This window comes from Streptomyces sp. NPDC057900, from assembly GCF_042887885.1.
GTDB lineage: Bacteria > Actinomycetota > Actinomycetes > Streptomycetales > Streptomycetaceae > Streptomyces.
Genome location: NZ_JBHVOI010000001.1, coordinates 152175 through 166311 on the forward strand (window position 1 = coordinate 152175; position 14137 = coordinate 166311).

Genomic DNA, 14137 nt, shown 5'->3' on the forward strand with positions numbered 1-14137 from the left:
GCGCGGCTCCCGCGCCGCGGACCTCTTCGTCTGACTCCTCTCTGTCCTCACGCGCCGGTTCCCTCCTTGGAGGACCACCGGTCGAGCTGGGGCAGCTTGCCCAGCCTGTCCGGGTGCCAGGGGGCGGTGCCGCCGCTCTCCCAGGCCTTGAACGGAAGGCCCAGCTCCGCGCACAGGTACTGGGTGGCGAAGCGGCCGGTGGAGGCGGCACGGATCAGGCCGCCCATGCCGACCCACTGACCGGCCATGGAGAACCCGCTGAGTCCGGGCAGCCGCATCCGGTCCTTGCCGACCAGGCCCGCGGAGACGTCGTCGGCGTCGGAGAACGCCTTCCAGGCCAGGATCGAGCCGTTGTGGTTTCCGGTGTAGCGCCGGGTCGTCGCCGGTGAGGCCACGTCCACCAGGTCGATCCGCTTGGCCGTGCCCGGCCAGAGCCGCCCCAGGAACCGCCGTACGAAGTCGGCCACCTTGCGCTTCTGCGCCCAGTAGGCCTTGCGGTCGCTCTGGCGCAGCGCCTTCCAGTAGGTGTAGTCGCTGAAGTAGGTGCAGTGGACCACGGACTTGCCCGGCGGTGCGAAGCCGTCGGAGTAGCGCGAGCGCAACTGGACCACCAGGCTGTTCTGGAGTGCGCCGGGCAGTTCGGCGGCCTCCTCTGGCCGCAGCAGGTACGTGGTGCTGTGGGCGTCCCCGGCGGGGAGATCGCCATGGACGCCGACGAACGCGGAGACCACGGCGGGGAACAGCGTTCCCGGGCGTTCCAGCAGTTCGGTGTAGAGCTTGTCGATCCTCTGGCCGGTGTATCTGCCTCCCAGCAGCTCGTAGACGGTGGTGTGCCCGTCGGCGGCGGACACGATGTGATCGGCGTAGTAGCGCCTGCCGTTGCGCAGCTCGATGCCGACGGCCCGGCCGCTGTCCACCAGCACCCGCTCGGTACGGGCGCGGTAGGTCACCGTCCCTCCGAGCCCGGTGTACCGCTCCTCCACGGAGCGGGCGAGGCCGAGCGAACCGCCCTGCGGGAAGCCCGCGTTGCCGTGGTAGGCGCTGGCCATGTTGAACAGGTACGGGAGCAGGGGGAAGCCCTCCGGGTCCTGGAAGAAGATGTTCCGGAAGGCTCTGCGCAGCAGCGGGTCCTCGAACCGGTCCGCGAACCGGTGCATCGGGGTGGCGGCGGTGCGCCAGAAGAGGCGGAACGCCGGCAGTACGGTGCGCAGTGTCGCCGCCCGCTCCCGGACGGTCCGCAGGGCCGGTGCGGTCAGGAACGGGTAGAGCTCGATCTCCGTGAACCTCCTCAGGTCACGGCAGAAGGAACGGATCAGCCGTGCGTCGGCGGGCGATACGCGCAGCAGGTGTTCCTCCAGCCGGGCCGGGTCGTTCCAGAAGGTCACCGACCTGCCGTCCTCGTCGACGACCTTGTTGAACAGTTCGAAGTTCCTGACGGTCTTGCCGTCGAGCGCGCCCAGCTCGCGCCAGACCTGGTTGGCGTCGTTGCCCGCGGCGGTGCCGATCAGCCACTCGATGCAGTAGTCGAAGAGGTAGCCGTCGCGGGACCAGGCCGTGCAGCATCCGCCGGGCAGCACGTGTTTCTCGAAGATGCGGGTCCGCATCCCGCTCATCTGCGCGTAGCAGCCCGTGGACAGGCCTGCCACGCCCGCGCCGATGACGATGACGCGGGGCGCGCTGCCGGGTGTCCGGTGCGGGCTGTCCCAGTCGTCCTCATCCGGCATGGTCGGCGTCCCCCGTGAGAAGGGCGCGTACCAGGGCGGCGTTGCGCGGGAGGTGTTTCGGGTCGAGCATGTCGGCGTGTGTCCCGGAGCCCCGCAGGACGTGGGTCCCGCCGGTGGAGCTGCCGTGCCACGTGCCAGGGGCACCGACGGCGTAGAGGCCCGCCTTCTCCTCGTCGGTGACGACGCCGACCGAGGCCGCCACCGTTCCGGTGTTGGGGGTTCTGCCGCAGAAGCCCACATACTCGGCCGCGTGCTCCAGGACGGTCTCGGCGACGATCTCTGAGCCGGTGTGCTGGTACAGATGCCTGCCCAGCTCCGCCTCGAAGATCCTGACGCCCTCCTCGCCCGGTTCGTACGTCTCCAGGATGCGCCGGGAGTCCAGCACGACGACGTGGGAGACCTCGCGCCCGCGTGATTCGAGCTCCTTGGCGACCTCGAACGCGAGGTTGCCGCCCAGCGAGTACCCGAGCAGCCGGCAGGGGCCCTCGGGCTCGACGGACTCCACCAGGTCCGCGTACCGGGTGACCTTGTCGTCACCGGGCACATAGTTGAACGCGACGATCGGATAGGTGAGGAGCTGCGCCGCGAAGCCCCGGTAGACGAGCGCGTGGCCGCCGGCCGGGGGGAAGCAGAAGACGGGCTGTCCCGGTCCGGGGTTGAAGGTGAGGTACGGCAGCTCCTCCGCGGTCGTGTTGTTGACGAGGTCCTCCACGGCCGCGGCCATGCCGTGCAGGGTCGTGGCCTGGTACAGCCGGCTGACCGGGACGCCGATGCCGAACTCCGTCCGCAGGTGGTGGAGAAGCTCGATCAGCTTGATCGAGCTTCCGCCGGATTCGAAGAAGTCGTCCCCGAGCCCCGCCCGGTCCATCCCGAGCAGCGCCTCCCAGTGCCGGGCCATGCTGTGTTCGTAGAGGGTCACCGGTGCTTCGTAGGACTGCTGCCTGTCCGCCCCGGCCGGTACCGGGAGCGCGGCGACATCCACCTTTCCGTGCGCGGTGAGCGGCAGTTCCGGCAGCTCGACGACGTGGGAGGGCACCATGAAGGCCGGTACGGCTCCCGCGAGATGGCGGCGGACGGCCCGCCGGTCCAGTGTCCGGCCCGGCTCCGGTACGCAGTACGCGCAGAGGGTCGGTTCCCCGGCCGCGTCGGGGCGGACGGCCACCACGGCGCGGGCGAGGCCCGGCCAGTCCGCCAGATGCGATTCGATCTCGGCGACCTCGATCCGGTGGCCGCGCAGCTTGACCTGGTGGTCGCTGCGTCCGAGCAGGTGCATCCGGCCGTGCGTGTCCCAGCGGGCCACGTCGCCCGTCCGGTACAGCCGTACCGGTGCGGCGCCCGGCTCGCGGCTCAGCTGCCGCGTCACGAAGCGGTCCGCCGTCTGCTCCGGGTCACCGGCGTATCCGAGCGCGACGCCCTCGCCGCCGATCCACAGCTCGCCCGGCACGCCGGGCGGGACGGGTTCGCCGTGCTCGTCCAGGACATGGAGGGTGCTGTTGGCCAGCGGGCGGCCGATCGGCACCATGAGACCTGGTTCGAGGCCGTCGGCAGGCCCTTCGAAGAAGGCGCTGTCGATGGTCGCCTCGGTGACACCGTAGGAGTTGATGACCCTGGTGCCGGGGCCGCACAGCCCGCGCAGCCGCTCGTACTCCGCCACCTTCCACGCGTCGGAGCCGACCACCAGCAGGCTCATGAAGTCGAGCCGTTCGCCGGCACGCTCGCAGTGGTCCATCAGGCCCCGTACTACGGCGGGGACGAACTCCGCGCAGTCGACCCGTTCCGCCCGCATCGTGCGGTACAGCCGGGTCGTGTCGAAGATCAGGTCCCGGTCGGCCAGCACCAGCCGGCCGCCGGAGCACAGGGCGCGGACCAGGTCGCCGGTGAACACGTCGAACGAGGGCTCGGCCATCTGGAGGTGGACGCGTGCCGCGTCCGCAAGCCGGTACTCCCCGGACCATGCCGCGTACGCCGAGGCGAGGCTGCGATGGCTGACCCGGACGGCCTTGGGACGGCCGGTGGACCCCGAGGTGTTGATGACGTAGGCGGGCGCGTCGAGGTCGGTGGCCTCCTGCGGCGCGGGTCCCTCGGTCTCCGTGGCGCGCAGCCCCGCCGGGGTCAGCACGGTGGCGGGCAGGCTCTCGGCCCAGGCGGCGCGCGTCTCGTCGACGACGATGAGGGCGGCCTGAGCGACGCCCAGGACATGGGCGACGCGCTCCGCGGGCTGGTCGGGGTGGACCGGCAGGTAGGCGCCGCCCGCCCTGAGCACCGCGAGGAGGGTGACGACGAGCTCCGGTGACTTGTCGAGGCACAGCCCGACGACGGAACCCCGTGTCACGCCCAGCTCGCGCAGCCGCCGGGCCCTGGCATCGGCCCTGCGGTCGAGCTCTCCGTACGTGAGGTGTTCCGTGGGACCCCGCAGGTCCGGCACGGAGACGGCGACGGCTTCGGGCTGGGCGCGGGCGATGTCTCCGATCAGCTGGTGGACGGCCCGGTCACGGCCGGGTTCCCGTCCGGCGACGGCCGGCAGCCGGGAGGAGCCGCTCCAGTCGGTGACCAGTCGCTCGCGCTCCTGGGCTCCGAGCATCTCCAGCCTCGGGGTGGGCAGTCCGGCGGGTGCACGCGTCATGCTGTCGAGCAGCTGGGCGTAGTGAGCGGCCATGCGGCGGACGGTCCGGGGCAGGAAGAGATCGGTGTTGTACTTGAGGACGCAGTGGAAGCGTCCCTCCGCCTCGTCCTCGTAGACCGACAGGGTGATGTCGAACTGCCCTTCCTCTTCAGGCAGTTCGATGTACTCCAGGCGGTAGCCGTACTGCTCGGTGGCGACCTTGTGGGTGAGCAGGATGAACATCGCCTGGAACACGGCCGAGCGGCTGGGGTCGTGCTGGAGACCCAGCTCCTCGACCAGCAGGACGAACGGGTACTCCTGGTTGTCCAGGCCGTTGAGGACCGTCCTGCGGACCTGCTCCAGCAGCTCCGCGACCGTGGGGCCCTCGGACAGGTCCGCGTGCAGCGGCAGCGGGTTGACGAAGTAGCCGTAGACCGAGGAGAACTCCTGGTGGGTGCGGCCGGTCACCGGGCTGCCGACGATGACGTGGTCCTGGCCCGAGTAGCGGTGCAGCAGGATGTAGTAGGCGCTGAGCAGCACCATGAACGGCGTCACGCCGTGCTCCTGTGCCAGCGCGTGGACCCGGGCGCTGAGCTCCTCGTCGAGCACGAAGAACTCGGAGGCGCCGTTGTGCGTCTGCACGGCAGGTCGGGGCCGGTCCACCGGCAGGTCCAGGAGCGGGACCTCCGCGGGCAGGTGGGAGCGCCAGTAGTCGAGCATTCCGCCCGCTTCGGGTCCCGCCAGGAACCGGTTCTGCTGGTTGAGGAAGTCCAGGTAGCGGGCACCGACGGGCGGCAGCGCGGGTTCCCGGCCCTGCTTCAGCGCCTCGTACACGGCGAGCAGTTCCTCGATGAAGGTGAACGTGGAGATCGCGTCCGAGACGATGTGGTGGACGGCCTTCATGATGACCCAGCGGCTCGGCCCGCGTTTGAACAGCCGGAACCGCACGAGCGGGTCGCGTTCGAGGTCGTACGGTTTGCGGTACTCGCGGATGATCGTGTGCCGGATGTCCTCCCAGTCCTGGCCCTGGACGTCGAACAGGCCGAGGTCGGGCTCCGTGCCGGAGGTCGTGCGCTGCACCGGCAGGCCTTCCTCCAGGTGGAAGTTGGCGCGCAGCGCCGGATGGCGCGCGACGAGCCTGCGCACCGCCTCGAACATCAGCTCGGGTTCGATTTCGGCGCGCACCTCCACGGCGCCGCCGATGTTGTACGCGTAGCCGTCGGGGTTGAGCTGCTTGAGGAACCAGAGCGCCTTCTGGTTCTGGGTCAGGGGATGGCTCAGCTCGTCCGTGTACACCTCCACGGCCGTGGCGTCACCCTCCCCGGCGCTGCCGGCCGCGACCCGTTCGGTCAGGCCGTCGTACAGCCTCCCGGCCAGTTCCTCCACGGAGGTACCGCTCAGCAGGGCGACCACGGGCAGGGCGATTCCGAGATCGGCCTGTGTCCTGGCGCGCAGCTCCATCGCGAGCAGCGAGTCCAGCCCCAGCCCGGTGAGCCCGGCCGCTGGGTCGATCTCGTGCGGCGCGGTGCGAAGGACGGTGGCGGTGATCGCCGTGAACCGGTCGGTCACCAGACGGCGGCGGTCCGCCTCGCCCGCCTCGCGGAAGGCGTCGAGGAGTCCGCCGCCCTCCTCCACGGCGTGTTCCCGGGCGGCCGCGGCCAGTTCGGTGACCAGCGGCGGCGGGGAGTCGTACCAGGCCAGGAAGGTCTGCCAGTCGACGACCGTGGCGACGAGCAGCTGTGCCCGGTCCTGTCCGATGACGCGTTCCAGGACGCTCATCCCGGCTTCCGGGGACAGCGAGCTCATGCCCCGGCTGTGGAGGTAGTGGTCGACCAGGCCCAGTTCCTCGATCATTCCGGTGGCCCAGGGGCCCCAGTCGAGGCTCAGTGCCGGCAGGCCCCGCGCACGCCGCCGATGTGCCAGCGCGTCCAGAAAGGCGTTGCCCGCGGCGTAGTTGGTCTGGCCCGCGGTCGTCAGCAGTGAGGCGATCGAGGCGAAGAGGACGAAGTGTTCGAGCGGTTCGTCCCGCAGGTGCTTGTCCAGCAGGTACGCCCCCACGGCCTTCGGGTCGAGCACCGCGTCGAACGTGGGGCGGTCCATGTCCGGGACCAGCTTGTCCCGCACCTGCCCCGCGAGGTGGAACACGCCGCGTACGGGCGGTGCACCGCCCCGCCGGTGCTCGTCGAGCCAGCCGGTCAGCGCGTGTTCGTCGGTCACGTCGACCGGCGCGAGGACCGTCTGCGCGCCTGCGGCCTCCAGCTCCCTGAGGAGGGCCACGGCCCTGCCCTGCGCCGTTGCCGGGTCGGTCTCCTGCCAGGCGTCCCGGCCGGGTACGGGGGTCCGGCTCATCAGGATGAGCCGGCGGGCACCGCGCTTCACCAGTGTCCGGCACAGCAGCCGGCCCAGGGCGCCGAACGCCCCGGTGACGAGATAGCTTCCGTCCGCCCGCAGGCGCAGCGGCAGCGGCCTGCTCAGTCCTTCGGCTGGCCGGATGCGGCTGGTCGCCCGGCGGTCGCCGCGCAGCCCGATCTCCTCCTCGTCGTCGCTGAGGAACTCGCGCAGGAGTGCCTCGGCGTCCGCCCGGACGCCGGTTTCGCCGGGCTCCCGTGCGGGGTCGAGGTCGATCAGCTTGCCGGGGTGTCCGGCCAGCTCCTGGTGCCGGAGGACCCGCGTGACGCCCCAGGCGGGCGCGCCGAGCGGTTCGGGCGCCTCTCCGGGTGACACGGGCTGGGCGCCTCGGGTGACCACGTGCAGCCGTCCGCCGGTCTGCCGGGCCAGCAGGATCCTGGCGAGCGCGACCAGGGAGTAGGCCCCGGTGTCGGCGGCCCGCACCAGGTCCTGGCGTTCGGAGGCGTCGATGCCGGGCTGGTCCAGGTTCCACAGATGCACGACCGTGCCCCGGAAGGCCACACCGTCGCGGTCCAGTTCGGTGAAGAGCTGTTCCAGCCGGGCGGCGCAGTCCGGTGCGGCGGACAGTTCTCCGGTCCGCCCCGGCCGGTCGTCCGCTTCGTCCGCGTCGTCCGCGTCGTCCGCGTCGTCCAGCCGTACCGTGCGGCAGCGGTCGCCGCGCGCGGTGACCAGCTCCGCGAAGGCGTCGCCCACTCCCCCGTTGTCCGCCAGGACGAGCCAGTCCTGCGGCTCGCCGGTGCCGGATGGCTCGGCCGCCGCTCCGGAGGAGGCTGTTCCGGAGACCGCCGGCCAGGGGCGGTCGGTCCAGACGGGTTCCGCGAGCCAGGAGTCGACGGTGCTGCGGGAGACGGCCCCCGAGGCCTTCTCCACGTCGGCCGCGCGGAAGCCCCGCATGCGGCCCAGCGCCGTCCCGTCCTCGGCGTACAGCGCGAGATCGCCCACCAGTGCGTCCCCGTCGTGGCGGCGCACCGTGCCGTGCACCCACAAGGTGCGGTCGCCCACGGGGGAAACGCTCATCTCGTCGAGCGACAGAGGTAACCGGATGCCGGTGCCCGGCGCCTGTGTCTCCCCGGTCGCCAGCTGCGGCGTCAGCAGAGTCTGGAAGCAGGCGTCCAGCAGCACCGGGTGGATGTGGTGGTTCGCGGCCCCGCTCCCGATCGCCGCGGGCGGAGTGATCCGGGCCAGCACCTCGTCGGCGCCGATCCAGACCTCCTCGATGGCCTGGAAGGCGGGACCGTACTGATAGCCCAGCGCGGCCAGCGCGGTGTAGCACTCCTGGCCGTCCAGCCGGCGCGGGCACCGTTCCCTGATCGGGTCCGCGTGCAGCGGTGGTCCGGCCGAGCGGCGCTGCGCGGTACGGAGCACTCCGCCGGCGTGCACCACCCGCTCCGCCTCAGGCCCGGCAGCGGCGGACGCGACGACGAAGCCGCCGTCCTCCAGCGACACGGAGAGGTGGACCGTGCGGGCGTCGTCCTCGGCCAGGAAGAGCGCCTTGCGCAGATCGATGTCGGCCAGCACGACGTCCGTGCCCCCGGTCAGCTCCCGTACGGCCTGTGCGGCCATCTCCAGGTAGCCGGCCGCGGGGAAGACCACGGAATCCTGGATGCGGTGGTCGGCCAGGTAGGGCAGCCTCTCGGTGTCGAGCCGGGCCTGCCAGGTCGGTTCGGTGTGGTCCGTGCGGCGGCCCAGCAGGGGGTGGTCGAGCCGGCCGAGGCGGATCTGTGCGACGGCTCCCGGCTCCGTCCAGTGCCGGTCACGACGCCAGGGGTAGCGGGGCAGCGGGACCGTGCGTCCCACGGGCTGGAGTACGTCCCACGCGATGTCGAACCCGTGGTTGTGCAGGGTGGCCAGGGACAGGGCGAAGCGCTCCGGCTCGTCCTCAGCGCGGCGCACCGACGGCACGGAGACTCCCGTGCGGCCCTTCGCCTCCAGGCATTCGCGGATGGCGTGTCCGAGGACCGGGTGGGGGCCGATTTCGAGGAACAGCCGGTGGCCGTCGTCTGCCAGCCGGTCCACGGCCGCGTGGAAGCGCACCCGGTCGCGGACGTTCTTCCACCAGTAGCCGGCGTCCAGCTCGACGCCCTCCGCGACGCCCTCCTGGCCCGTCAGGTGAACGGGAACCGTCGCCGGGCGGGGCTCGATGCCGGCGAGCGCGGTGAGGAGCTCGTCCTTGATCCGGTCCATGGCGGCGCTGTGGTAAGGCACCTCCACCGCGAGGAACTTGGTGAAGACCTGTTCGGTGCGCAGCTCGTCGGCGAGCGCGGCCAGCGCCGTCCCGTCCCCGGCCAGGGTGACCGAGGCGGGGCTGTTGACGGCGGCCACGGAGATCAGGTCGCCGTAGGGGCGCACCCGGCGATCGGCCTCGGCCTCCGGCAGCCCGACGGCGAGCATGGTGCCCGTTCCGGCCAGGGTGTGCTGGAGCCGGCTGCGGTGGACGGCGATCTTGACCGCGTCCTCCAGTGTGTAGACGCCCGCTTCGTAGAAGGCGGCGATCTCGCCGGTGCTGTGTCCGACCACGGCGTCCGGCTGGATGCCGTAGGAACGCCACAGGGCCGCCAGACCGATCTGCACGGCGAAGTTGGCGGGCTGCGCGAGCCAGGTCTCCGCCATCCGCGACCGGCTCTCGTCGGCCGCCATCTCGTCCATCAGGGACCATCCGGCGATCTTCCGGATCTCCCGGTCGCACGCGGTGACCGCGTCCCGGAAGACCGGCTCACTGGCCAGCAGGCCCCGGCCCATGGCCCACCACTGCGGGCCCATGCCGGTGAACACCCAGACGAGTCGGCGGTCCGGGGCGTCCAGCTGCCTTCCTTGCGCCACGCGGGGATGCGGTTCGCCCCGCAGATAGGTGTCCAGCGCCTCCTCCAGGGATTCCCTGGAGGAGTAGACGACGGAGAGACGGGATTCGAGGTGCTGGCGCCGGTGGGCGAGTGTGTGGCCGAGGTCGTCGAGTGCGACGGCGGGGCCGTGCTCCGCGGTGAGCTCGCCGCTGATGCCCCGCGCCAGTTGCGGGAGGGCGTCCGGGTGCCGTGTGGTCAGGGGCAGGATGCTCCAGCCGCGCTCCTGTGGTGGCAGGACGGGCGGGGAGTCCGGGGAGGGCCTGGGGTTCTCGGCGCGTGCTGTGTGCGCGGGTGCCTCCTCCAGCACCGCGTGGGCGTTGGTCCCGCCGAAGCCGAAGGCGTTCACTCCCGCCCGCGCGGGTCCCTCGTGCTCGGGCCAGTCCGTGACCCGGGTGGGGATGTCGTACGGCGAGGAGCCGCGGTCGATGGCCGGGTTGATCCTTTCGAGGTTGATGTGGGGCGGGATCCGGCGGTGCTTGAGCGCGAGGGCGGTCTTGATCAGCCCGGCGATGCCTGCGGCCGATTCCGTGTGTCCGATGTTGGCCTTCACCGAGCCGACGTAGCAGGCGGCGCCGGGGGCGCGCCCGATGGCGAGCGCCCGGGACAGGGCGTTGGCCTCGATCGGGTCACCCACCGGTGTCGAGGTGCCGTGCGCCTCCATGTACTGCAGATCACCGGGGGTGATGCCCGCCTCGGCGCAGACCTGCCGCACGAGTGAGACCTGGGCCTCTCCGTTGGGAACGGTTATGCCGTTGGTCCGGCCGTCCTGGTTGACTCCGGTGCCGGCGATCACCGCGTGGATCGGGTCCCCGTCCCGCAGCGCGTCATCCAGCCGCTTGAGCGCGACGAGGCCGACACCCTCGGCACGTACGTAGCCGTCGGCCGAGGCGTCGAAGGTGCGCGAACGCCCCTCGGGCGACAGGAATCCGCCCTTCGTCTCCGCGATGGTGTACTGCGGTGCCATGTGCAGGAGCACTCCGCCCGCGAGCGCGAGACCGCTCTCTCTTCTGTTCAGGCTCTGGCACGCGAGGTGGACGGCGACCAGGGACGAGCTGCACGCGGTGTCGACCGAGAGGCTGGGGCCGCGGAAGTCGAAGGAGTGCGAGATCCGGTTCGACACCATCGTCATCATCGTGCCGGTCGCGGTGTGAGCGGCGAGTGTCCCGAAGCCCAGATCGGCGAACTGCAGGATCTTGTAGTCGAGCGTGAACGCTCCCACGTAGACGGCCGTGTCACTGCCCGCCAGTTCGGCGGGCCGTTGGCCGCCGTCCTCCAGGGCCTCCCAGGCCACCTCCAGGAGCTTGCGCTGCTGGGGGTCCATGTGATCGGCCTCGCGCGGGCTGATGCCGAAGAAGCCGGGTTCGAACTCGTCGAAGCCCTCGATGTATCCGCCCCTGCCGCCCACGAGGCGGCCGGGCTTGTCCCGGTGGCCGCTCCCGAGGGTGGTGACGTCGTAGCGGTCCGCGGGTGTCGGGATGACGCAGTCCTTGCCGTCCAGCAGGTTCTGCCAGAAGGCCCGGTGGTCCGATGCCTCGCCGGGAAAGCGGCAGCCGATACCGATGATCGCTACTTTGCCCGTAGAAGCGTCATTGATCGCGTCAGCCAAGTTCGCACACTCCTCATCAGGTGGTCACGCTGCCGGGAGGCAGCGCCGAAGTCTGTGGTGCGGGGCAGGGCCCCGGGGTCGGACGGTCTCGCCTCAGGCCCCCTTCGCACGGCGCCACGGGTGGAGAAGGCTGCCGAGGATCTCGCCGGTTCCGGGGAAGGAGGCGGGATCGCAGAGACCGACCGAGGCCGGCTCGCGCCCCGGCCGCCAGGTGAAGCTCCCGAAGAGGTGGTCCCAGCACGAAAGGTCGGAGCCGTAGTGGCCTGCCTCGGACAGATCGGTGCTGTGGTGCAGACGGTGCTGTTCGGGGCTGGCCAGGACGTGGTTGAGCCTGCCGATGCGCACGTCGATGTTGGCGTGGACGAAGTAGCCCTGCGCGGCCACGAACAGGCCCGTGGCGAGCACCGAGCGACTGGAGAATCCGGCCACTGCCAGGGTGAGTTGGACGGCGCCCTGGGCGAGGACGATGTCCAGTACGTGGTTGACGCCGTTGTTCGCGACGTTGACCTTCTGCGGTACGTGGTGCACCCCGTGCAGCCGCCACAGCAGCGGGTTGGCGTGCCCCAGTCGGTGTACCAGGTAGCTGGCCAGCGAACCGCTCAGCAGGGCGGCCGGGATCTCGGCCCAGAGCGGGAGAGCCGGATCGGCCGGTGCGATCCTCCCGACCGCGGTGGTCACCCCGAGCTGTGCGAGTGCGCTCGCGGCCATGGTGAGGAGGAAGTAGACGCCGTACCAACGCCATTCCGCCCGGCTGGGATGCCAGTCGCGCCGGTGCGGAATGAGCCTTTCCAGTACGGCGAGGTAGATGAGAGTGCCCATCAGGAAGAGCGGGCTGACCCGGCCGGGATCCCAGTGCAGGATCAGCGAACTCGCGGCCACGCAGAGGGTGGCTGCCAGGAGCAGCGGATAAGCGAGAGAACGGAGAATCTCCGGGGGCTGGACCCTCGTCGATAATCGTCGCGCGGGCCGAATGCAGCCGTCGGCGCGCCGTTCGTATTCGTACACCCGAAACACCTCCGTGGAAATGCTGACCGACCGCGCCACCTGCGCCGCCGCAAGGGGAACCAGGACTGCCGGGCTTCAGTGGGAAGCCGAAAGCCCCAGGGCGTACGGAAATTGAATGGCAAGCACCCACGCACCCTTGAGGGGCGAATGTGGGTAGCCGAGAATTTGAGCTGATTCAATGCGGTGACCTCATGAAAGGCGCCCCGCACGAACCCGATACATCCATGTCCGCTTCCAGCGGCTTCAATCCTCGACCGGTGACTTGATGAGATTCCCCCCGAGCGCCTCGACTGATCTTCAACTCATTGAACCGGACGTTCGGTCCGGAAGAAATAGGGAGAGGCCCCGCTGTCGCCAATGTGGGTTACTTAGTATTCTTTTCGTTTCTTTCATGCTCGCCCGCCGGGCTCGCGGCGACCGGCCCCGGCGGCAGGGAACCCGGCGTGCGACACCCTTGCGGTACCTAGGAGCCCTAGGTTATATCTAGACCCCTTAGGAACTTGGGGAGGACGCATGGTGCGGGCCGGACTGACAGTCGAACGGGTGACGATCGCGGGCGCGGAGCTGGCCGACGAGGTCGGTCTCGACCGGGTGACCATGTCCCAGGTGGCGCGGCGGCTCGGGGTGAAGGACGCGAGCCTCTACACGCATGTCCGCGGTCTTGAGGATCTGCGCGGCCGGATCGCCCTGCTCGCGGCGGACGAGAAGACCATGCGGATCGCGGAGGCGACGGCCGGGCGGGCGGGCCGGGACGCACTGGTCGCGTTCGCGGACGCCTGGCGCGAGTACGCCCACGAGCATCCGGGCCGCTACACGGCGACGCAGATCCCCATCGACATCGATCCCGAACTGGCCGCGAAGGCACCCGGACCACGACGCGCGGTCGAGCTGACCTACGGCATGCTGCGCGGCTACGGACTCGCGGAGCCTGACCTGACGGACGCGGTCCGGTTGCTGCGCAGCACGTTCCACGGCTTCGTCGCTTTGGAGGCCGCGGGCGGCTTCGGACACGCGCGTTCACCTCAGCACTCGTGGGTGCGGGCGCTCGATGCCCTGCACACCCTGCTGGAACACTGGCCCCAGGCCCGGGAAGGCGACCCCGCGTGACCGAACCGACAGTCGGCAGCCTCCGCGTGGACGGCGCGACCCTGCACTACGAGGTACGCGGCCACGGACCGCTCCTGCTGCTGATTCCCGGCGGGACGGGCGGCGCCGCGTCCTTCGACCCGATCGCCGGCGAGCTGGCCGCCGAATACACCGTCGCGACCTACGACCCGCGCGGCATGTCGCGCAGCACGCTGGACGACCCCGGGGCCGGGCAGCACGTGGCCGAGCACGCCGACGACGCCTTCCGCCTGCTGCGGCTGCTCTCCCCCGGTGAGCCCGCCCGTGTCTTCGGCTGCAGTTCCGGCGCGATCGCCGCCGTACATCTGCTCACCGTCCGCCCCTCGGCCGTCGAACGGGTCGTGGCGCACGAGCCGCCGATGGTCGAGGTCCTCCCCGACGCTCCCGCGCATCGCGCACTCATCGCGCGCGTCACCGAGACGTTCCGTACGGAGGGGCTCGGTCCGGCGATGGCGGCGTTCGCGGCGGGGCTGAGGAAGGACGGCGCCCCCGGCGAACCGGTCGCGGCGGTCGAGCTGCCACCGCAAGCGGCGGCGCGGGCCGAACGGACGATGGCGGACCTCCCGTACTTCGTCGGACGCATCGTGCCCGCGTTCATGTCCTACGCACCGGACGTCCACCGGCTCGAAGAGCTGTCGGACCGGCTGGTACTGGCGTGCGGCCGGGACTCACACGGTGAGCTGCCCTACCGTCCGGCCGCCTTCCTGGCCGAGCGCCTCGGCACGGAACTCCGGCACTTCCCCGGCGGGCACACCGGGCTCAGCACGCATCCCGCCGAGTTCGGCGAACACCTCCGCCAAGCCCTCCGCACCTGAGACAGCGGCAG

The 14137-nt window shown here is 70.9% G+C and carries 5 protein-coding genes; 2 read left to right on the forward strand and 3 right to left on the reverse strand.

The genetic code is table 11. The annotated features are described in order from the left end of the window. Positions 1-47: 47 nt before the first annotated feature. From ACFVQ0_RS00570 to ACFVQ0_RS00580, 3 genes are all read right to left on the reverse strand, one after another. Positions 48-1724: a phytoene desaturase family protein gene (locus ACFVQ0_RS00570; protein ID WP_390083128.1), complete on the reverse strand. Its 1677-nt coding sequence runs from the start codon at positions 1722-1724 to the stop codon at positions 48-50. Then, on the reverse strand, positions 1714-11181 hold the full coding sequence (locus ACFVQ0_RS00575) for an amino acid adenylation domain-containing protein (protein WP_390083130.1): 9468 nt from the start codon (positions 11179-11181) through the stop codon (positions 1714-1716). The genes ACFVQ0_RS00570 and ACFVQ0_RS00575 overlap by 11 nt, the downstream gene beginning before the upstream one ends. A gap of 93 nt (positions 11182-11274) precedes the next feature. Beyond that, positions 11275-12108, reverse strand: a complete 834-nt coding sequence (locus tag ACFVQ0_RS00580; RefSeq protein WP_390085311.1) for a sterol desaturase family protein — start codon at positions 12106-12108, stop codon at positions 11275-11277. 591 nt (positions 12109-12699) lie between these two features. On the opposite strand from ACFVQ0_RS00580, the gene ACFVQ0_RS00585 reads away from it, so the two are divergent. Together ACFVQ0_RS00585 and ACFVQ0_RS00590 are read left to right on the forward strand one after the other, a co-directional pair. Continuing rightward, positions 12700-13293, forward strand: a complete 594-nt coding sequence (locus ACFVQ0_RS00585) for a TetR/AcrR family transcriptional regulator (protein WP_390083132.1) — start codon at positions 12700-12702, stop codon at positions 13291-13293. Next, entirely contained in the window at positions 13290-14126 is an 837-nt protein-coding gene (locus tag ACFVQ0_RS00590; RefSeq protein WP_390083134.1) for an alpha/beta fold hydrolase, read from the forward strand. Before ACFVQ0_RS00585 ends, ACFVQ0_RS00590 begins: the two co-directional genes overlap by 4 nt. The last annotated feature ends 11 nt before the right edge of the window (positions 14127-14137 follow it).

What these genes read in the sequence shown, in the direction of transcription:
- ACFVQ0_RS00585 (WP_390083132.1), top strand. Translation starts at nt 12,700, where the DNA reads ATGGTGCGGGCCGGACTGACAGTCGAACGGGTGACGATCGCGGGCGCG.
- ACFVQ0_RS00570 (WP_390083128.1), bottom strand. Translation starts at nt 1,724, where the DNA reads ATGCCGGATGAGGACGACTGGGACAGCCCGCACCGGACACCCGGCAGC.